Genomic DNA, 20,172 nt, shown 5'->3' on the forward strand with positions numbered 1-20,172 from the left:
CGTGCTGCTGGTCTGTGCCGCCACCGCCCGCGAACTGCTGTCCGCCCTGCCGGAACAGGCCCTGGGGCCCGTTCCCGGAGCGGCATGCGGCCCGGCGGCGCAGACCGGCCTGCCGGAGCAGGAACTGCTGCCCTTGCGTCTGGGCTTCCCGGCCCTGGCCTGCATCACCGGCGTGGGGCCCGTCAATGCCGCCCTCGGCATGGGGCTGGCACTGGCCGGAGCCCGACAGGCCGGACATGCGGTATCGCTGGTGCTCAACGTGGGCGTGGCCGGCAGCATGGACCTGCAACGGGCGCCCCTCTGTTCGCTCTGGCGGGTGGAGGAAGAAATCTGGCCGGAATACGGCCTGCACGACGGGACGGCTGTGGACGGCCCGTCGTTCGGTTTTCCCCAGTGGGAAGGGCCGCACGGGCCGGTCTTCGACCGTCTGCCCCTGGCCGCTCCCGCGCAGCTGCCCGCCTGCCTGCACGGGCTGTGCTCCCTGCCTGCGGCCACGTCCCTGAGCGTGGCGGGCGTCAGCGCTTCCCGGCAGCGCGTGGAACAGCTCCGGCAGGCCCATCCCGGGGCCCTGCTGGAAAATATGGAAGGTTTTGCCGTGGCGCTGGCCTGCGCCCGCCAGGGCATCGCCTGTGTGGAGGTACGCAGCGTTTCCAACCGGGTGGGGCCGCGCGCACCGCATGAAACGGATTTTCCGGGAGCCATGCGCCGTCTGGCGGATATCTGGCGCCCCGTACCATAAACCGAGATGTCGCTATGCTGCTTCTGAAAGCCCGTCTGGCACTGGAACTGCCCCCCATCAACAAGGCTCTTTCCCGGGCCGCCGAGGGCCTGCCCCATCCCGTGCGCCCCATCGCCCGCCACATTTTCGAAGCGGGCGGCAAACGCCTGCGCCCCCTGCTGACCATCCTCATGGCCCGCCTGCTGGGCTATGACAAAAAAGACATCTACGATCTGGCCGTCACCATGGAGATGCTCCATGCCGCCACGCTGCTGCATGACGACGTGCTGGACAATGCCGATACCCGTCGCGGCAAACCCGCCGCGCACACCATTTTCAACGCCACCAGCACCATCCTGGCCGGCGATGCCATGCTGGCCCACGCCAATGCCCTGGTGGCCCAGTGCGGCGACCCGCGCCTGTGCCTCTGCTTCTCCGAAGCCACCAGCCGCACCGCCGCCGGCGAGATCCTGGAGATCGCGGCCCAGCATCAGGTGGAGACCAGCGCCGAGGAATACGAGGAGATCATCCGCGGCAAGACGGCCTGGCTGATCCGGGCCTCGTGCCAGCTGGGCGCCCTGCGCGCCGGTGCCGACGATGCCCTGGTGGAAGCCGCCGCCGCCTATGGCGAGAACATCGGCATGGCCTTCCAGATCGTGGACGACGCCCTGGACTTCGCCCCCCAGAGCGTCACGGGCAAACCTTCGGGCGGCGACGTGCGCGAGGGCAAGCTGACCCCGCCCCTGCGCATGTACCGCGACAGCCTGGACGATGCCGCCCGCGCGGCCTTCGACCAGGCCTTCAATGACGCTTCCTTCACCGACAGCGACGCCGAGCGCATCGCTGACAGCATCCGTGCGGCCGGTTTCGACCAGGCCACACGCATGGCTGCCGAAGGCTATCTGGACAAGGCCCGCGCGGCCCTGGCCACCCTGCCCTCGGGACCGGAACAGGACATCCTGCAACAAATGGCCGACTACGTTCGCGACCGCAAAAAATAATCGCCTTATTACGGAGAACCGGCGGGATTCCCGCCGCCAAAGCGAGGACCGTATGCTCTATCGTGTGGAAACCGGGCTTCATGCCAACATTACCGATACCCAGGGCCGCAAGACGGCGCTGCATCTGCTCAAGGCACTGCAGATCCCCGTTGCCGCCATCCGTCAGATCAAAGTCTACACCGTGGACGGTCTGGATGCCGCCCAGGTGAACCGTCTGGTGGACGAAGGCATCTGGCACGACCCCATCCTGCAGCAGGCCTCGCTGGAGCCGCTGCCCTTCGTGGAACCCGCCCCCCACTGGATCGTGGAAGTGGGCTACCGCCCCGGCGTCACCGACAACGAAGGCCGCACCGCCCGTGATACCGCCGCCATGGTGCTGGGCATCGCCCGTGACAGCCTGCGCGTCTACACCTCGGTGCAGTACCGCATCACCTGCACGCCCGACCGCATGCTCGGCCGTGAAGAAGTGGAGGCCCTGGCCCGCGACCTGCTCTGCAACACCCTGATCCAGCGCTTCCGCGTCAAGAGCGCCGAAGAATGGCAGGCCCAGCCCGGCTTCGAAGCCCAGGCCGCCAAGGTCACCGGCGAATCCAACGACACCGTGGACGTGGTGCCCCTGTCCAGCATGGACGACGAGGCCCTGCAGAAAGCCAGCCGCGACAACACCTGGGCCCTGACCCTGCGCGAACTGCACTGCATCCGCGACCAGTTCGCCACCCCTGACGAACAGGCCCGCCGCAAGGCCGCCGGTCTGCCCGCCGACCCCACCGATGTGGAAATGGAAGTGCTGGCCCAGACCTGGTCCGAACACTGCAAGCACAAGATCTTCGCCTCCCGCATCCATTACGAGAACAAGGAGACCGGCCAGCGCGAAGAGGTCAACAACCTGTACAAGACCTGCATCCGTGACGCCACGGCCGCCATCCGCAAGCGCCTGGGCGACGACGACTACTGCAAGTCCGTGTTCAAGGACAACGCCGGCGTCATCGCCTTCATCAACGGCTACGACGCCTGCATCAAGGTGGAGACCCACAACAGCCCCTCCGCCCTGGACCCCTACGGCGGCGCCCTCACCGGTATCGTGGGCGTCAACCGTGACCCCATGGGCACCGGCATGGGTGCGGAACTTGTCTGCAACACCGACGTGTTCTGCTTCGCCTCCCCCTTCTATGACAAGGAACTGCCCCCGCGCCTGCTGCATCCCCGCCGCGTGCTGGAAGGCGTGCGCGAAGGTGTGGAACACGGCGGCAACAAGTCCGGTATCCCCACCGTCAACGGCTCCCTGGTCTTCGATGAACGCTACCTGGGCAAGCCCCTGGTCTACTGCGGCACCGTGGGTGTGATCCCCACCGACGTCAACGGCCGCAAGGGCTGGGAAAAGAAGGCCGAAGTGGGCGACATCATCGTCATGACCGGCGGCCGCATCGGCAAGGACGGCATCCACGGCGCCACCTTCTCTTCCGAGGAACTGCACGAAGGTTCCCCGGCCACGGCCGTGCAGATCGGCGACCCCATCACCCAGCGCAAGATGTACGACTTCATCATGCGCGCCCGTGACCTGGGCCTGTACAACGCCATCACCGACAACGGCGCCGGCGGCCTTTCCTCCTCCGTGGGCGAAATGGCCGAAGATACCGGCGGCTGCGTGCTGGACATCGCCAAGGCCCCCCTCAAGTACGACGGCCTGCGCCCCTGGGAGATCCTGCTCTCCGAGGCCCAGGAACGCATGACCCTGGCCGTGCCGCCCGCCAAGCTGGATGAGTTCATGGAACTGGCCGCCCGCATGGACGTGGAAGCCACCGCCCTGGGCCACTACACCGACAGCGGCTTCTTCGACGTGCGCTACAACGACCGTCCCGTGGCCTCCCTGCCCATGGAATTCATGCATGACGGCGTGCCCCAGCTGGAACTGGAAGCCGTATGGGAAGCCCCCAAGGTGGAAGACATCCGCGTGGACATGCCCGACAGCGAACAGGGCGCCTTCCTGCGCCGCATGCTGAACCGCCTGAACATCTGCTCCAAGGAATACATCATCCGCCAGTACGACCACGAAGTGCGCGGCGGCAGCGCCATCAAGCCCCTGTGCGGCGTCAAGAACGATGGTCCTTCCGACGCCGGCGTCATCCGTCCGCTGCTGGAATCCGATGCCGGTCTGGTCATCTCCCACGGTATCTGCCCCAAGTTCAGCGACTACGACACCTACTGGATGATGGCCAACGCCATGGACGAAGCCATCCGTAACGCCGTGGCCGTGGGCGGCAACCCCGATGCCCTGGCCGGTGTGGACAACTTCTGCTGGTGCGACCCCGTCCAGAGCGAGAAGACCCCCGACGGCCGCTACAAGCTGGCCCAGCTGGTGCGCGCCTGCAAGGCCCTGCAGCAGTTCTCCCTGGCCTTCGGCGTGCCCTGCATCTCCGGCAAGGACTCCATGAAGAACGACTACACCGGCGGCGGCGAAAAGATCTCCATCCCGCCCACGGTGCTGTTCTCGGTGATGGGCGTCATCAACAACGTCATCGCCACCCAGACTTCGGACTTCAAGGCCGCCGGTCACCACATCTACATGCTGGGCGGTACCTGGCGTGAAATGGCCGGCAGCGAAGCCTGCTCCGAACTGGGCCTCACCGGCGGCCGCGTGCCCAATGTGGACGCCGCCACCGCCATGCCGCGCTACCGCGCCGTGCACGGCCTCATGGGCCAGCGCGCCCTGTCCGCCTGCCATGACTGCTCCGACGGCGGTCTGGCCGTGGCCCTGGCCGAAATGTGCATCGGCGGTCGCCTGGGCGCCAACATCGACCTGGACGCCGTGCCCGCCATGGAAGACATGACCCTGACCGAACTGCTGTACAGCGAATCGGCCAGCCGCCTCATCGTCAGCGTGCGCCCCGACCTGGCCATGATCCTCGACATGCTGGGCAGCTGGCAGATCTGCCGCCGCATCGGTACCGTCACCGACGACAACACCCTGACCATGACCCGTGGCGGTGTCACCGTCCTGCAGGAAAGCGTGGACGACCTGACCACCGCCTTCAAGCGCACCCTGGACTGGTAAGTCCCGGCCCTGCCGCGAACATCAGGGGCGCCCCGCAAGGGGCGCCCTTTTTTTGTTGTCCGCCCCGCTGTGCGGTCCTGTCGGCCCTCTGCCCGGCAGAGATCCCTTCGTCAAAAAGATCCCTTGCTGCCTTGCTGCGGCCATGGCATCACGGCAGCGGAAAAGACCAGCCACCGGGCCGGATCTGCTCCGGACTGCCCGGCCCTTCTGTCCTCCCCTTCGCACCTTCCACACGAGCATTCCTCAAAGTGGAATATGCAATTCAGCCCCCCCTGACAGCCCGTGCAGGGGCCTCTTAACCCCTTTCACAATATACAGAAGAATTGCAGAAACTTTTAACTTTATATCAACTTTATATTCAAAAAAAGCAACTTTATATCATAAAAAATAACAGTCAATATAAAGTTGTCAGCTGACTGCATATCAACTGTTAATTACTCATCTTGGACAGGAAATTTTCCAGACTTTCTCTTGCAAAATTTACCTGGTTTGACACAGAGCTTTTTTTCAGGCATCATGCCTCAATCTTTTTGTTTGGCGTTTCAGGCAAACCCCGTTGTGCAGCCTTGACGGGGTGGGTCGTGCGACGACCTGCGCCGCGTGGGCAACCACGCCGCGTACCTGCTTCAACCAAGGAGTTTCTATGACCTCACATTCTTCCATGGGGATGCTGGCGCTGCTGCTGGCCTGTCTGTTGCTGGCCTCCCCCATGTCCGCCGCCTATGCCGGCGATGCAAAGACTGCTTCCTCCAGCCGTGATGTCTGGCTCAAGCGTGCCCAGAGCAACGCCGATGCCTTCATGACCGGCATGGCCTCCTGGTACGGGGCCGACTTCCACAACAAGAAGACCGCCAGCGGTGAAGGCTATGATATGTACACCTTCACGGCTGCCCACCGCACCCTGCCCATCGGCACCGTGGTGCGCGTCACCGACAAGAGCAACGGCAAAAGCGTCATGGTCTGTGTGACCGACCGCGGCCCCTATGTGCGTGGCCGCATCATCGACCTTTCTTATGCTGCCGCCCAGCAGATCAACATGAACGATCGCGGCGTGGGCAAGGTCGATCTGGAAGTGGTCAGCGACCCCAGCGGCACCCCCCTGCAGAACGGGCAGGCCTATTTCGTGCGTTACAAGGATGACCAGGTGGGCCCCTTCTTCGCCTTTGCCGACGCGGCCGCCATGCATGAAGCGCTGCGCCAGGGCCACCCCGAGGCCGAAGTCGTGCTGGACGACGCCGGCAACTAGCGCTCTGCCGCTCCCCTTTTTCCCGGGCGCTCCGAGCGCCCTTTTTTTTGGCCTTCGATCAGCCCCAACCCCTTGTATTCCCGTTTTCTTTGGGGCAATGTCGAAAATCGTGAGTCATTTGGAAAACCGCAAATCCATCGTCATGGAGAGCTGTCATGGGTTTTGTGCTTGCCCTTATTTCCTCCGCCGCTTTCGGTCTCATCCCTCTGTTCAGCCTGCCCCTGCTGCACAGCGGCCTGTCCGCGGACTGTGTTCTTTTTTACCGTTTTCTCTTCGCCTCCATCAGCCTGGGGCTCATCCTCATCCTGCGCCAGGAGCGCTTTGCCGCGCCCGCGCGTGACCTCGGTCTGCTGGCCCTGTTCAGCGTGCTCTACGCCCTGGCCGCCCTGCTCATGATCTGGGGCCTGCTCTACCTGTCGGGCGGCGTCACGGCCACCCTGCAATTTCTGTATCCGCTGATGGTCATGCTCATCATGACCATCTTCTTCCACGAAAAATTCTCCATCATCACGGCCAGTTCCGTGCTGCTGGCCATCCTCGGCGTGGCCCTGCTGGGCAGCGGCGGCGGTGATGACGGCGGCAGCCTTGACCCGCTGGGCGTAGGCCTGCTGCTGGCTTCGGCCCTGTGCAACGCTCTCTACATCTCGGGCCTGCATGTGGCCCGCATCCACAGCATCTCGGGCCTGAGCATCACCTTCTGGGTGCTGTTCTTCGGTACCGGTGTTTCCCTTATCAATGCCCTGATCTCCGGGACCTTCGAGATCCTCGGCTCCTGGGAACAGCTGGCCCTGAGCCTGCTGCTGGCCATCATCACCGCGGTCATCTCCAACCTGACCCTGATCCTGGCCATCCAGCGCATCGGTTCCACCCTGGCCTCCATCCTGGGGGTGGGCGAACCGCTCACCGCCGTCACCGTGGGCATCCTCGTCTTCGACGAACCCGCCACCTTCGCCGTCTTCAGCGGCGTGGCCGTCATCTGCGCCGCCGTTGTCCTGGTCATGACCGGACCACAGATCCAGGCCTGGCTGCAAAAAAGAAAGCATGGGTAGCTACGAGGGGGAGAGGAACTTCGCTTTGGCGAAACGCCTCTCCCCCTCGCCCCTTCTTCCTGCCCAAACGTTTTCCGATCAATAAAACGCCACATAGGGCCCATGATCGGTCTCTGCCGACCGTCTCCGACAGGTCTTCCCGACGGCTCGCACTGCTCTGATCTTTCCCCGCGATCCGCATCCGAGGCATACCGTGCCGTATGCGCCTGACCACGGACGCACGCCCCTACGGCTGCCACTGAGCTCCTTCTCGTGCCGTTTTCCTTCCTGCCGTGACCAGAGGCCTGTTTCCTGGCATCGCCCCTCTCCCCTATCCTTCCCTTCCTGCCATCGGCGGCTGCCGAGACCAGAGGCCTAGCCTTCCCTTTTGAGAACCGCCGCAGCAACGCTTTCCCCCTTCCCCCAAAAACAAAAAGCGGAGCCGCCCCGCAGGGCAGCTCCGCTCCATTCCGGAAAAACAGAACCAGAGACTACAGGCGTTCGGCCACCAGACGGCCCATCTCGGCGCAGCCCACCAGGGTGCAGCCGTCTTCCATGATGTCGCCGGTACGGAAACCGTCACGCAGGGTCTGGCGCACGGCATTCTCCACGGCGTCGGCTTCTTCGGACAAACCGAAGGCCAGACGCAGCATCATGCCGGCGGACAGGATGGTGGCCAGCGGATTGGCCTTGTCCTGACCGGCGATGTCGGGCGCGGAACCATGGATGGGCTCGAACAGAGCCGGAGCCTGGGCGCCCATGGAGGCGGAAGGCAGCATGCCCAGCGAACCGGTGATGACGGAGGCCTCGTCGGAGAGGATATCACCGAAGATGTTACCGGTGAGGATGACGTCGAACTGCGAAGGATCGCGCACCAGCTGCATGGCGGCGTTGTCCACGTACATGTGGCTCAGTTCCACGTCGGGGTAGTCGGCGTGCACTTCCTGCACCACGGCCTTCCAGAGGCGGGAGGTCTCCAGCACGTTGCTCTTTTCCACGGAGCAGACCTTCTTGCGACGCTGGCGAGCGGTCTCGAAGGCCACCTTGGCGATGCGGCGGATCTCGTTCTCGTCGTAGATCATGGTGTTGTAGCCCACGCGCAGGCCGTCACGTTCTTCGATGGCGCGGGGCTCGCCGAAGTAGATATCACCGGTCAGCTCGCGCACCACGATGAGGTCCAGACCGCGGGCCGCGATGTCGGAACGCAGCAGGCAGGCGCCGGCCAGTTCGGGCAGCAGCAGGGCGGGACGCAGGTTGGCAAACAGGCCCAGGGCCTTGCGGATGCCCAGCAGGCCCTTTTCAGGACGGCGGGCAGGCTCGATATTGTCCCACTTGGGGCCGCCCACGGCGCCCAGATACACGGCGTCGGCCTTCTGGCAGGCTTCCACCGTGGCGGCGGGCAGGGGCTCGCCGGTGGCGTCGATGGCCGCGCCGCCGATGAGGGCGGGCACGAAGTCGAATTCATGGCCGAACTTTTTGGCCACAGCTTCCAGGACGGCCACGCCCTGGGCCACGATCTCGGGACCGATGCCGTCACCCGGCAACAGACAAATGGTCTTTTTCATCTTGGTATCCTCATGCAGCGCCGCAGCACTGCGCTTGTGTGCAAAAACTGTTCTTGCTCCCCGAGAAAGCCGCGAAGGACACGCCTTCCGCAGCCCCCGCTCTTACCCGGCCTCCACGGCACGCTCTCCCCAAACCACCGGGGGACAGATATTCAGGGCACGATCACCGTCCTGCCCTGCCCCGTTATCGACCGGAACAAAAGTTTTCGGGAGGAGAGGGGGAGTTTGAGGGGGAGAGGGGCCCCTTTTCCAAAAGGGGCCCCTCTCCCCCTCAGCCAGCAGCTGTCCGCCTAGCCCTTGGCGGCCAGGCGTTCCTTCACATAGTTGACCAGGCCGCCCTTGGCCAGGATGGCGGCCATGGAGGCCGGCAGGGGCGGGCACTGGATCTCGGCGCCGTTGGTCAGGTCGCGGATGACACCGGTGGCGGCATCCACTTCCAGCTCGTCGCCGTCATTGATCTTGTCCACGTCGTCGCCCACTTCCATGAGCAGCAGGCCCATGTTGAAGGCGTTGCGGTAGAAGATGCGGGCAAAGCTGTGGCCGATGACCACGGGCATGCCCGCGCCCAGGATGGCGATGGGGGCGTGCTCGCGGGAAGAACCGCAGCCGAAGTTGCGGCCGGCCACCATGATGTCGCCGGGCTTCACGCGCTTGACCCAGTCAGGTTCCAGACCGGCCATGCAGTTGGCGCCCAGTTCCTTGGCGTCGGAGGTCACCAGGAAGCGGGCCGGGATGATGGCGTCGGTATCGATATGTTCGCCCACCTTGTGGGCCGTACCTTTGTAATTCATGACGTGATCCTTTCTGAAAAAACGGCTTAGAGCTGGTCAGGGCCGGCGATGCAACCCGCCACGGCACTGGCGGCCGCCACCACGGGGCTGGACAGGTAGACTTCGGAATCCAGGCTGCCCATACGGCCGCGGAAGTTGCGGTTGGTGGTGGCCACGGCGCGTTCGCCGTCGCCCAGGATGCCCATGTGGCCGCCCAGGCAGGGACCGCAGGTGCAGGGGCCCACGATGCAGCCGGCATCCATGAAGACTTCCATCAGACCTTCCTTGAGGCACTGCTTCCACACGGCGGGGGTGGAGGGCAGGATGATGCAGCGCACGCCCTTGGCCACCTTGCGGCCGCGCAGGATCTCGGCGGCATCGCGCATGTCGCTGATGCGGCCGTTGGTGCAGGAGCCCACCACAACCTGCTGCACGGACAGGTCCTTGAGCTCGGAAACGTTCTTCACGTTGGAGGGCAGATGCGGACAGGCCACCACGGGTTCCTGGCCGGTCACGTCGATGTCCACCACGCGCTCGTACACGGCGCCTTCGTCAGCGGCCAGGCTCATGGTCACGCCGGGACGGCCGTGCTCGGCGCAGTACTGGCGGGTGAGCTCGTCCACGGCGAACAGGCCCACCTTGCCGCCGGCTTCGATGGCCATGTTGGCCATGGTCAGACGGCCTTCCACAGGCAGGGCATCGATGACGGAACCACCGAATTCCAGGGCCTTGTACAGGGCACCGTCCACCCCGATGGTCTTGATGAGCAGCAGCATCAGGTCCTTGCCGCGCAGCCACTTGGGCATCTGGCCGTTGATGTTCACGCGGATGGTCGGGGGCACCTTGATCCAGGTCTCGCCCAGGGCCATGCCGGCGGCGATGTCGGTGGAGCCCATGCCCGTGGCGAAGGCGCCGATGCCGCCGTAGGTGCAGGTGTGGCTGTCCGCGCCGATGACCACGTCACCGGGGCCCACCAGGCCGCGTTCGGGCAGCAGGGTGTGCTCCACGCCGCAGTCGCCGCCTTCGTAGTAGTGGGTGATGCCCTGCTCCTGGGCAAACTGGCGGCTGATCATCACCTGGTTGGCCGAGGCGATGTCCTTCTGGGGCGTGAAGTGGTCCATGACCAGGGCGATCTTGTCCTTGTCGAACACGCGGCTGGCGCCCATGCCCTTGAAGGATTTGATGGCCAGGGGGCCGGTGATATCATTGGCCAGCACCAGGGACAGGCGGCACTGGACGATCTGTCCGTCGCGCTCGATGACGTCGTCGGTGTGGGCTTGCAGGATCTTTTGCGCAAGCGTCTGAGGCATGATGGTTCTCCTTAGTCCGGGACGCGCGGGACGCTCCCGTGGAATGCATTGTTCGGGGGCAGGACCCCACGCAAAAAACAGGAAAAGGCTTCTTTGATGCAGTCGCCGAGAGAAGGCGGGAGAAGGGCCTCCCCCAACAGGTCAGCCCTTCCCCCCCTCGATATGGCCTAGCTGTGCTGGCAGTGCAGACGCTCGCCTTCCTTTTCCTTCTTGGCCAGATGGTTGAGGGCGTTCACATAGGCACGCGCCGTGGCCACCAGGATGTCGGGATGGGCGCCGCGGCCCACAGCCGAGAACTCGCCTTCGCGCAGGCGCACGGTCACTTCGCCCAGGGCGTCGGTGCCGCCGGTGACGGCGTTGACCGCGTACTGTTCCAGCTGGGGTTCACGGCCCAGCATGTCGTTGATGACATTGAAGATGGCGTCCACGGGGCCCACGCCGAAACCGGCGCCGCTCTTTTCCATGCCGTCCACGTCCATGAGCACGGCCGCCGTGGGCGGCACGCCGCCGGCGTCGGAGCTCTGCACGCTCACATGGCGCAGGCGGTAGAGGTCGGGCATGCGATAAACTTCTTCCTGCACCAGGGCCATGAGGTCGTCGTCGTGCAGGGTCTTCTTGCGGTCGGCCAGGGCCTTGACGGCTTCGAAGACGATCTGCAGCTGATCGTCATCCAGGCTGTAACCCAGGCTCTCGAACTTGTTGCGCACGGCATTGCGGCCGGAATGCTTGCCGATGACGAGGTTGCTCTCGTTGCGGCCCACGGACTGCGGGGTCATGATCTCGTAGGTCTCGCGGTTCTTGAGCATGCCGTCCTGGTGGATGCCGGACTCATGGGCAAAGGCGTTGGCGCCCACGATGGCCTTGTTGTTGGGGATGGGCTGACCGATGGTCATGGAGAGCAGGCGGCAGGAAGGATAGAGCTGCTCGGTGACGATGCCGTGTTCCAGACCGTAGTAGTCCTTGCGCACGCGCAGGGCCATGGCCAGCTCTTCGAGGGCGGCGTTGCCCGCGCGCTCGCCGATGCCGCTGATGGTCACCTCGGCCTGACGGGCACCCACGCTGAGGGCGGCCAGGGTGTTGGCCACGGCCAGGCCCAGGTCGTTGTGGCAGTGCACGCTGAAGATGGCCTTGTCGCTGTTGGGCGTGTTCTCGATGACGTAGCGGATGAGGTCGGCGAATTCCTGCGGCTGGGCATAGCCCACGGTGTCGGGCAGGTTGATGGTGGTGGCACCGGCCTTGATGGCGGTCTCCACTACGCGGCAGAGGAAGTCACGTTCGGAACGGGAGGCGTCCTCGGCGGAGAACTCCACGTTGTCGGTGTATCCGGCGCAGCGGCGCACCCCGGCTTCGATCATCTGCAGCACCACTTCGGGGTCCTTGCGCAGCTTGTACTTCATGTGCAGGGGCGAAGTGGAAAGGAAGGTATGGATGCGGGGATTCTTGGCGTCCTTCACGGCCTCCCAGCAGCGGTCGATGTCGCTGTCCATGCAGCGGCACAGGCCGGCCACCTGGATGGATTTCGCCTGGCGGGCGATACGCTGCACGGACTCGAAATCCCCCTGGCTGGAGGCGGGGAAACCGGCTTCCATAATGTCCACGCCCAGCACTTCGAGCTGGTGGGCAATACGGAGCTTTTCCTGAAGGTTCATGGTCGCGCCCGGCGACTGTTCGCCGTCACGCAGGGTGGTGTCGAAAAAGAACACACGGTTGGACATGGATCTGACTCCTCTGATCGGACACCCGCGAAGGGTGCTTGTTTGTTATGCTACTGCATAACGGCCGCCCTGCCGGCGGCGATCAGAAGGTTCTCGATCCGCCCCCGCGGGGCGACAAACCGTTACGCAGCTTTCTCCTCGTCCTGCAGATTCAGGGCGCGTAGTAGCTGACGGTTACGACGGGGCAGAATGACAAAAGAGTAGTAGAGGCCGCCACAGATGTAGACGGCGCAGAGCAGGAAGCCGAACAGGCGCGGCTGGGCGTAGACCAGGCCAAAGATGACCATGACGGCCAGCAGATAACGCACCGGGTGGGCACGCAGGAAATCATACTCCTTGAAGGAGAAGTAGCGCACGCGGCTCACCATGAGCACGCCCAGGCCCAGCGCGATGACGATGCTGACATAGGGCAGGGCGGGCAGGAAGAACTCCGGCAGGATACCGGCGAAGTACAGGAACGCCACCACCGTGCAGCCCGCGGCGGGGATGGGCAGGCCGATGAAGAAGCGTTTGCCGGTCACGGCCGTGCTGATGTTGAAGCGGGCCAGACGCAGGGCGCCGCAGGCGGCAAAGAGGAAGGCCACCACCACGCCGAAGCGGCCCAGGCTCTCCAGCTGCCACTGCCAGAGCAGGAAGGCCGGAGCAAGACCGAAGGCGATGAGGTCCGCCAGGGAGTCATACTGGACACCGAATTCACTGGCCGTATGGGTCAGGCGAGCCACCTTGCCGTCCATGCCGTCCAGCAGAGCGGACAGCACGATGGCCAGACCCGCTTCTTCAAAACGGGACTGCACAGCCCAGACCATGGACAAAAAGCCCATGAACATGCTCAACGACGTGATGAGGTTGGGCAGGAGGTAGATGCTCTTGTGTACGGGCAGTTTTTTTTCTTGCGGCTGGGTGTCCACAACCATGCTCCACTCGACTCGAAATCAGTTTCTGGTGGCAAGCGTGCTCTGGCCTGCAAAGACCTGCTCGCCGATGTTCACAGAGGGAACATAGCCTTCGGGCAGGTAAAGGTCAACACGCGAACCGAAGCGGATCATACCATAGCGCTGGCCGCGTTCCAGGGCATCGCCTTCGGACACGCGGCAGACGATGCGGCGGGCGATGAGCCCGGCGATCTGCACCATGGTCCAGGCGGCGCCGTCTTCGCCGCGCAACAGGTAGCCGCAGCGTTCGTTATCGGTGGCGGCCTTGTCGTAGGCGGCGTTGACGAATTTGCCCGGCCAGTAGCGGATCTGCTCCACCACGCCGGTCACGGGCGAGCGGTTCACATGCACGCTGAACACGTTCATGAAGATGCTGATGCAGGTGCGCTCGTCACCGGTCAGGGGATCGGGCTTGCGCTCGATGCGGATGACGCGGCCATCGGCGGGGCTGACGGCCAGCCCGGGCGCGGTGGGCACCACACGTTCGGGGTCACGGAAAAAGTGGAAGGCGAACCAGCACAGGGCCAGGGCCAGAATAGCAGGGATCGGCCAGCCGAGACAGGCGAAAACAAGGGCCGTCAGGGCCGTGATGCCGATGGTGGGCCAGCCTTCGGGGGTGATGCCGCAAGAAGCAGGGCGCATGCATTATCTCCTGATGGGATGGAAAATTGAGCTATAGCCTGTCGCCCGCCGCAAGGCAAGCGGACTTTTTCACGAGCTCCCCGGCGAGATGGGCCCTGTTGCGGCCGTGTTCCTTGGCGCTGTACAGGGCGCTGTCGGCGGTCTCCAGGAGCCGGGGCAGGATCTCGGGCGTCAGCACCTCGACGGCGGCCACGCCCAGACTGATGGTCACATGCCCGGCGGGATTGCCGGGATGGGGGATGTCCAGCTGTTCCACGGTCTGGCGCAGGCGTTCGGCCACATGCAGGGCATGCTCCGGCGATACCCCGTCCAGAACCACGGCAAACTCCTCCCCTCCGTAACGGAAGATCTCGCGGTCGCCGCCGCGCAGGCTGTCACGCATGGCCTGGGCCACCCGGTGCAGGCATACGTCCCCTTCCTGATGCCCCAGCGTATCGTTGTAGATCTTGAACAGGTCCACATCCAGCATGATAAGGCTGGCCGCCTGCCGCAGCTCCGCCAGATCCGCCAGCCGCATGTCCAGGGCGCGCCGGTTGGGGATGCCCGTCAGGCTGTCCATGAGGCTCATGCGGGAGTAGGCGTCCTTTTCCTTTTCCAGACGGCAGCTGCGTTCCTTGAGTGACCCCAGATAGCCGCCGATGTCGGGCACGATGTCCACGACCTCCTGCAATTCGGTGATACGGACAGCGGGGATGGGCTCCGGCTGCATGCCGTCACGCAGGCGGGAAAGGTTCCCGGCGATGCGCACCAGCGGACGCAGCAGGTCGCGCCGCAACAGCAGGAGCAGGACCAGCAAAAAGGCCAGCAGCCCCAGCGTGAAGAGGAAAATGCTCCAGACGATGTACTCCGTGGCTTCGGAAAGGGACTCGGCCTCTTCCAGGGAGCGCTGCAACTCACGCGAGGAGACCTCATTGACCAGACGCAGCAGCTCGTCTTCCAAAGACTGCCAGAGGGCGCGGGCCTGGGTCGCGGCGGCGAGCTTTTCTTCCCAGACGTCAGTCAGGGCAAGCCTGTTCCGCTCGAACGTCCCGCAGATGTCCTGAAAGTCCGCAGACTCCGCGCACAAAAGCGACACCGGAGCCAGCAGGCGCTGCATCTTTTCAAAGGCCATCCTGCCATGGCGCACGCCGTCCTTTCCGGTATGGGAAAAGATCACCTCTTCGGCCATCTTACGCCCTGTGGCCTGCTCCAGGCTGTTGAGGGCGAGCATCATCTCCATCTCGTGGCGATGGAGCCGGGAAAGTCCTTTATCCGCCTCCATGCAGATCGCATAGAGTTGCCGGATGCGCGGCCCCAGCGCCAGGACCTCGGCAGCCGCGGGCGAGGGATCATGCCCCATACCGGCCAGCAGGGCCTGGGCATGCAGACGGGCCCGCCGCCGTTCCAAAGGGGCCTCGGCCAGATAAATGATGGCCAGCTGCTTGCGCAGCATGTTCAGGTTGGTCCGGGTGCGCTGGGCTTCCAGGACCCCGGGCAGATGGACGTCCTGCAAGGTCGCCACCGTGGTGCGGAAGTTGGCCAGATAGGGCCAGAGCACAGCCACCGCCAGCAGGAGCATCAGGCACCAGGGCAGCACCAGCAGGAGCAGATACCGGCGGGCCGGCAAAGGTTTGTTGCGGATAAAGCCGATCATGGCAAGACCTTGGAAAACTCCCCTCCGGGAAAGGGACCGTGGAGATCCCACAGCATACCGCCGCCCGGTATCAGTAGATGATGTACTGGAAATAGCTGCGGCTGCGGTTGTGGAGCTCCCCGCTGTAGAGCAGGGCCTTCAGCGCCCTGTTCACGGCATCCAGCAGGTCGGGGCGCCCGTCCCTGACCGCCACACAGCTCCCGGTGGCTTTGGTTTCGGCATCGAAAGGGACATCCAGGCGGTCGAATTCCAGCCCTTCGTCCGTCAGCAAGAAGGCATAACCGGCCAGATCATTGATGAACAGCACATCGATGCTGCCCTGCCGCAGGTGCCTGATGAGCTCCTGCACACTGCCGGTGACGATGTCGGCCTCCGGCCAGAAGCCCCGGGCCCGCTGCACCAGCACGGAGCCCTGATAGACGCCGATGCGGGCCCCCGCCTCTTCCGGCCCGCGCCCGCCGGGACGCCCGATGCACATGGCCCGTGAGTGGTAGTACGGGGTACTGTAGAGCAGCCCTTCCTGTTTCGGCTCCAGGCGCTGGGCAAAGATCAGGTCAAGGCTGCCGTCCCTGAGCCCTTGCAGCAGGTTCGCCTGGGTGGTGAACGTCCAGACGCAGGTGCGCCCCAGACGTCGGCACAGGGCATCCGCCAGCTCGTATTCGAATCCCCGCCGCTGCCCGTCTTCGTCGATATACGACAGCGGCGGATACTCATCGCTGAGGCCGACGCGCAGGTCCCTCCCTGCGGCCGCCGCCGGGGATACCGCGAGGCAAAGCTGCAACCACAGGATAATACTAAGGAATTGTTTCATAAACGATTACCAATAGTAATTTTCTGCACCCTACACTATTTTGCGGCAAAAGCCAGCCCCCTGTGCGGTTGCCAGCCACGCCGCCAGTCCGTATAGTCGGGCCGAGGTGGAATATGAGACATTCGCCCCTTTTCCTATTGGTCATCTGCGTCCTGGCGGCCCTGCTGGCCGCCTGCGGCCCCAAGGATATCGGCACCGGGACTTCGGAGCCCGACACCGTGCCGGCCGGCATCAGCGGTGCGGACAGCATGCGCCAGCCCATGACCGGCAACAACAGCACCCAGACCATGCTGTATTATTTCAACCGGCCGGACGTCATGCAGTCCATGCAGCGCAGCCAGTTCAACATGTACATGCGCCACATGGGCCGGGACATCTCGCCCGAAGATCCCGCCTACCGGGCCGTCCCCCGGCAGCGCAGCCCCTTCCGTCAGTAGAGGAACATCATGGATCCTGTCACCCATGCCGCCAGCGGCGCCCTTGCCATGCTGGCCATGCCGCAGCGCCCCGCCACCCGCTGGGCCCTGCCCCTGGCAGCCTTCGCGGCTGCCGCGCCCGATCTGGACATCCTGGCCGCCAGCGGCCCCCTGCAGACCCTGCTGCTGCACCGCGGCATCACCCACGCCCTGGCGGCGGCACCGCTCATGGGCCTGCTGCTGGCCATCCTGGCCCGGCCCCTCTGGCGCTACGATACCCGCAACGCATGGTCGTTCGGCGGGGTCTGGGCCTTCATGATGCTCCTGGTCCTGCTGCATATCTGGCTCGATGCCCTGACCACGTACGGCACGCTGGTCTGGCTGCCCTTCTCCGGGGAGCGCCTGCGCCTCAACGCCGTCTATATCATCGACCTGCTCATGACCCTGCCCCTGCTCTGGGGCATCTGGCACGGCCTGCGGCAGGAGAAGAAGCGTGCCCAGGCCCAGGGGGCCATCCCCTTCCCCTTCCAGGATACGGCCTCGCTCACCGTCTCCGACGGCAAGCCCGGCGTCCGGCTGGCTCTGTTCTGGAGCATCCTCCTCTACCCGGCCCTGGCCCTGGGGTGCCAGATCTGGCACACGCAGCAGATGCAGGCCTCCCTGGCCGCCCAGGGACGTGACATCCGCCAGCTGGTGGTGCTGCCCGATGCCTTCGCCCCCCTGTTCTGGCGGGCGCTCTATCTGGAAAAGCTGCCCGCCCGCCCCGTTGACGCCCCGGCCTGGCAGACGGAGCTCGATCCCCTGCTGCCCCCGGCGGACAGGCAGGAAGAGCTGGTGGTCCGTATCCAGGGGTTGGATGCCCTGGGCCGTCCCCATGGTCAGGAAGAGACCCGCGTGTCCGCGCCCTCCGGCCTGATGACAGCTCTGGCCCGCCAGTCCGTGGCCTGCCGGACCTTCGACCAGTTCCTGCTGCTGCCCGTCATCACGCCGCTGTCCGAAGGCCAGCGCACCACGGACATGCCCGGCGCCAGCCAGTGGCTGCTGCACGACGAGCGCTTCGGCTCGCAGCTGGAACTGGTACAGAAGATCATGGCCATGCGCCCCAATGCCGGCATCCCCTTCCAGCTCATGGTGCAGATGGAGCCCGGCAACATGGGCCCGCGCCTGCTGCAGGAGCGCCTTTATTTCTCCGACAGCCGCCGCGATTCCGGCTGGCAGGCCCCCCGCCGTCCGTCCCAGCCCGCCTTCCTGCCCTGGCTGGCCGGGTTGCGTTAGGAGGGCGGATACGCCCTTATGACAAAGGAGCCTGCGGCCCAAGGGCCTGTTCCCATCGCGCTGCGGCGAACGGGCACGGCCCTGCGGGATGCATCCCGGCAGCTCCGTCCTTGCTTTGCACAGTGAACAAAAACGCGCCTCTTCCTTTGGGAAGGAGGCGCGTTCCTTTTTTGTCCTGCAACGATTCGGATACGGGATACCAGCTCCGGCGGGCGACTGCCCAGCATACGAAAAAAGCCGGGGCAAGGCTGCTGCCTGCCACCGGCTGTCATCCCTGACCGGCACAAAAACTGTCCGGCCCCAGAAACAGGAAAAGGCTGGTATTTCTACCAGCCTTGCTTTCCATTGGTGCCGAAGGGGAGAGTCGAACTCCCACTCCGTTGCCAGAACTAGACCCTGAACCTAGCGTGTCTACCAATTCCACCACTTCGGCGCGAGAATCTGTCTACAGGATTCGCCCCCCGCTGGCAAGCTTTTTTTTCGATTTTTCCCATTTTTTTATTTTAGCAAACAAAATCGGGATGATAAAAGGCAGCACTCACAGCCCCATACAGACAGAGGAAACGCAAAACTCGCCGCCCTGCGGACAGCGGACGAAATAGCTGCCGTCCGCGGAACAGCCCCACAAGCAGGCACAGGGAGCGTCCGGCCATGTGCCATGACGGGATATGCGCCATCCGACTGGTGACGCCTTTTCGGGAAATATGCTGAAGGCGCGGGATGGAGGCTGACAAAGCCGGATAGCATCTGCCTTCCCCTTGCGCAGGCAGCCGATTTTTCGCAGACTGGCGGCCCGGCCAAGGCCGGAAAACGCAAGGAACTTACATGCGCAGCACTGCCCCCCAGCCTTTCCGGCCCACGTTTTATCCTGTCCCTGCCCTCCGGCACGGGGAAAACGGCATCTCTTTCCGCACCCAGCCCCGGACACAGCCGCTGTCCGGCTATAGCCCTTCCCGCGCCGCTGCTGCGCTGGTGGCGCTCTCCCCTATCTTACCGGCAACGACCGCAAGGACATCAGGAGCATGGCGATGAGCGCATTGTCCGCCATCCTTCTCCTGCCCGCCGCCCTGCTGCTGGACCGTCTGTTCGGTGAACCCCCGGCCCGCATCCATCCCGTCTGCGGCATGGGAGCTCTGGCCGCCATCATGGAACGCGTCTTCCGTCGTGGTCCCAACGGGCCACGCATGACACTGGCCGGTCTGGCGGCCTGTCTGGCCGTGGTCCTGCCGGTGGGCCTGCTGGCGGCACTGCCTGTCCGGCTTGCCGGAGAGATGCTCGGTGGCGCGGCCGCCTGGATCGCCTGTGCGGTCGTGGTCTCCCTCTGTCTGGCGCCCCGCTGCCTGGACGAACACGCCCGCCGTGTGGCCCTGCCGCTGGAACAGGGCGATCTGGAGGCGGCCCGCCGGGCCGTGTCCATGCTGGTGGGGCGCGACCCACAACAGCTGGATGCCCACGGCGTGGCCCGGGCCTGTGTGGAGAGCGTGGGCGAGAACCTGACCGACGGCATCCTTTCCACCCTGTTCTGGGCGGCGGCGGGCCTGCTGCTTGCCGGACTGCCCGGGGCCGCTGCCCTGGCCGCCTGCCATCGTGCCGCCAACGTGCTGGATGCCATGTGGGGCAAGCTCAACGAGACCTATCGCTGTTTCGGCACAGCCGCCGCCCGCCTGGACGACGTGCTCAACTGGTGCCCGGCGCGGCTGGCCCTGCCCTGCATCGTGCTGGCCGCGGCCCTGCTGCCCGGCCTTGATGCCCTGGCCTGCCTTCGGGTGGGCTGGCGCGACCGCCATGCCCACGAGAGCCCCAATTCCGCCTGGAGCGAAGCCGCCTTTGCCGGGGCCTTGGGCCTGCGTCTGGGTGGCCCGGCCTGGTACGGCCCCCTGTACCGCGACCACCCCTGGCTGGGCGACGGCACCCCGCTGGCCACGGCCCGGCATATCCGGCAGGCCGTGCGCCTTATGTGGGGCTCCCTGCTGGTCTTCGCAACGCTGGCTTCCCTGCTGCTGGCGGCAGTGGCCTGCATCTGAGGACGACGTTTTTCCTTCAACCTCCAGCAAGGCG

The 20,172-nt window shown here is 64.8% G+C and carries 16 protein-coding genes and 1 tRNA gene; 8 read left to right on the forward strand and 9 right to left on the reverse strand.

Features of this window, described 5'->3' with window-relative positions; genetic code table 11:
• Window position 1 precedes the first annotated feature (1 nt).
• From mqnB to ACQRBR_RS07035, 5 genes are all read left to right on the forward strand, one after another.
• Window positions 2-739, forward strand: a complete 738-nt coding sequence (mqnB, locus tag ACQRBR_RS07015) for a futalosine hydrolase (protein WP_427812644.1) — start codon at window positions 2-4, stop codon at window positions 737-739.
• A gap of 14 nt (window positions 740-753) precedes the next feature.
• Window positions 754-1,719 (forward strand): polyprenyl synthetase family protein, encoded by a 966-nt coding sequence (locus ACQRBR_RS07020; RefSeq protein WP_321030794.1) that lies wholly within the window; start codon window positions 754-756, stop codon window positions 1,717-1,719.
• Window positions 1,720-1,771: 52 nt separating this feature from the next.
• Entirely contained in the window at window positions 1,772-4,771 is a 3,000-nt protein-coding gene (locus ACQRBR_RS07025) for a phosphoribosylformylglycinamidine synthase subunit PurS (protein ID WP_321030793.1), read from the forward strand.
• Window positions 4,772-5,414: 643 nt separating this feature from the next.
• Window positions 5,415-6,017 carry a septal ring lytic transglycosylase RlpA family protein gene (locus ACQRBR_RS07030; RefSeq protein ID WP_204626359.1) on the forward strand — a complete coding sequence of 201 codons (603 nt, stop codon included), beginning with the start codon at window positions 5,415-5,417 and terminating at the stop codon, window positions 6,015-6,017.
• A 155-nt stretch (window positions 6,018-6,172) separates the two neighbouring features.
• Window positions 6,173-7,066, forward strand: coding sequence for a DMT family transporter (locus ACQRBR_RS07035; RefSeq protein WP_427812645.1), 894 nt, complete (start codon window positions 6,173-6,175; stop codon window positions 7,064-7,066).
• A gap of 470 nt (window positions 7,067-7,536) precedes the next feature.
• On the opposite strand, the gene leuB is transcribed toward ACQRBR_RS07035, so the two are convergent.
• The 8 genes from leuB to ACQRBR_RS07075 all read right to left on the reverse strand — a co-directional run bounded on the left by leuB (window position 7,537) and on the right by ACQRBR_RS07075 (window position 16,423).
• Window positions 7,537-8,610 carry a 3-isopropylmalate dehydrogenase gene (gene leuB, locus ACQRBR_RS07040; RefSeq protein ID WP_303880643.1) on the reverse strand — a complete coding sequence of 358 codons (1,074 nt, stop codon included), beginning with the start codon at window positions 8,608-8,610 and terminating at the stop codon, window positions 7,537-7,539.
• 290 nt (window positions 8,611-8,900) lie between these two features.
• Complete coding sequence (locus ACQRBR_RS07045; RefSeq protein ID WP_006008919.1) at window positions 8,901-9,401, reverse strand: 3-isopropylmalate dehydratase small subunit; 501 nt, start codon at window positions 9,399-9,401, stop codon at window positions 8,901-8,903.
• A gap of 26 nt (window positions 9,402-9,427) precedes the next feature.
• A complete protein-coding gene (locus tag ACQRBR_RS07050; protein WP_168935863.1) occupies window positions 9,428-10,690 on the reverse strand; it encodes a 3-isopropylmalate dehydratase large subunit in 1,263 nt (420 codons plus the stop codon).
• Between the two features lie 167 nt (window positions 10,691-10,857).
• A complete protein-coding gene (locus tag ACQRBR_RS07055) occupies window positions 10,858-12,405 on the reverse strand; it encodes a 2-isopropylmalate synthase (RefSeq protein WP_006008917.1) in 1,548 nt (515 codons plus the stop codon).
• A 122-nt stretch (window positions 12,406-12,527) separates the two neighbouring features.
• Complete coding sequence (pssA, locus tag ACQRBR_RS07060; protein WP_168935862.1) at window positions 12,528-13,319, reverse strand: CDP-diacylglycerol--serine O-phosphatidyltransferase; 792 nt, start codon at window positions 13,317-13,319, stop codon at window positions 12,528-12,530.
• 18 nt (window positions 13,320-13,337) lie between these two features.
• Window positions 13,338-13,979: a phosphatidylserine decarboxylase family protein gene (locus tag ACQRBR_RS07065; RefSeq protein ID WP_303880642.1), complete on the reverse strand. Its 642-nt coding sequence runs from the start codon at window positions 13,977-13,979 to the stop codon at window positions 13,338-13,340.
• 31 nt (window positions 13,980-14,010) lie between these two features.
• Window positions 14,011-15,612, reverse strand: a complete 1,602-nt coding sequence (locus tag ACQRBR_RS07070) for a diguanylate cyclase (RefSeq protein ID WP_427812646.1) — start codon at window positions 15,610-15,612, stop codon at window positions 14,011-14,013.
• Between the two features lie 70 nt (window positions 15,613-15,682).
• Window positions 15,683-16,423 carry a substrate-binding periplasmic protein gene (locus ACQRBR_RS07075; protein WP_303880640.1) on the reverse strand — a complete coding sequence of 247 codons (741 nt, stop codon included), beginning with the start codon at window positions 16,421-16,423 and terminating at the stop codon, window positions 15,683-15,685.
• Between the two features lie 113 nt (window positions 16,424-16,536).
• Here ACQRBR_RS07075 and ACQRBR_RS07080 point away from each other — a divergent pair, with 113 nt between their 5' ends.
• On the forward strand, window positions 16,537-16,860 hold the full coding sequence (locus ACQRBR_RS07080; protein WP_303880639.1) for a chemotaxis protein: 324 nt from the start codon (window positions 16,537-16,539) through the stop codon (window positions 16,858-16,860).
• A 9-nt stretch (window positions 16,861-16,869) separates the two neighbouring features.
• Window positions 16,870-18,114, forward strand: a complete 1,245-nt coding sequence (locus ACQRBR_RS07085) for a metal-dependent hydrolase (RefSeq protein WP_427812647.1) — start codon at window positions 16,870-16,872, stop codon at window positions 18,112-18,114.
• 346 nt (window positions 18,115-18,460) lie between these two features.
• On the opposite strand, the gene ACQRBR_RS07090 is transcribed toward ACQRBR_RS07085, so the two are convergent.
• Window positions 18,461-18,547: transfer RNA gene (locus ACQRBR_RS07090), tRNA-Leu, on the reverse strand.
• A gap of 595 nt (window positions 18,548-19,142) precedes the next feature.
• Here ACQRBR_RS07090 and cbiB point away from each other — a divergent pair.
• Window positions 19,143-20,138 (forward strand): adenosylcobinamide-phosphate synthase CbiB, encoded by a 996-nt coding sequence (gene cbiB, locus ACQRBR_RS07095; protein WP_427812648.1) that lies wholly within the window; start codon window positions 19,143-19,145, stop codon window positions 20,136-20,138.
• Window positions 20,139-20,172: the final 34 nt, after the last annotated feature.

The sequence above is a fragment of the Desulfovibrio sp. SGI.133 genome, from assembly GCF_050313955.1.
In the GTDB taxonomy this organism is placed as follows: Bacteria; Desulfobacterota; Desulfovibrionia; order Desulfovibrionales; family Desulfovibrionaceae; genus Desulfovibrio.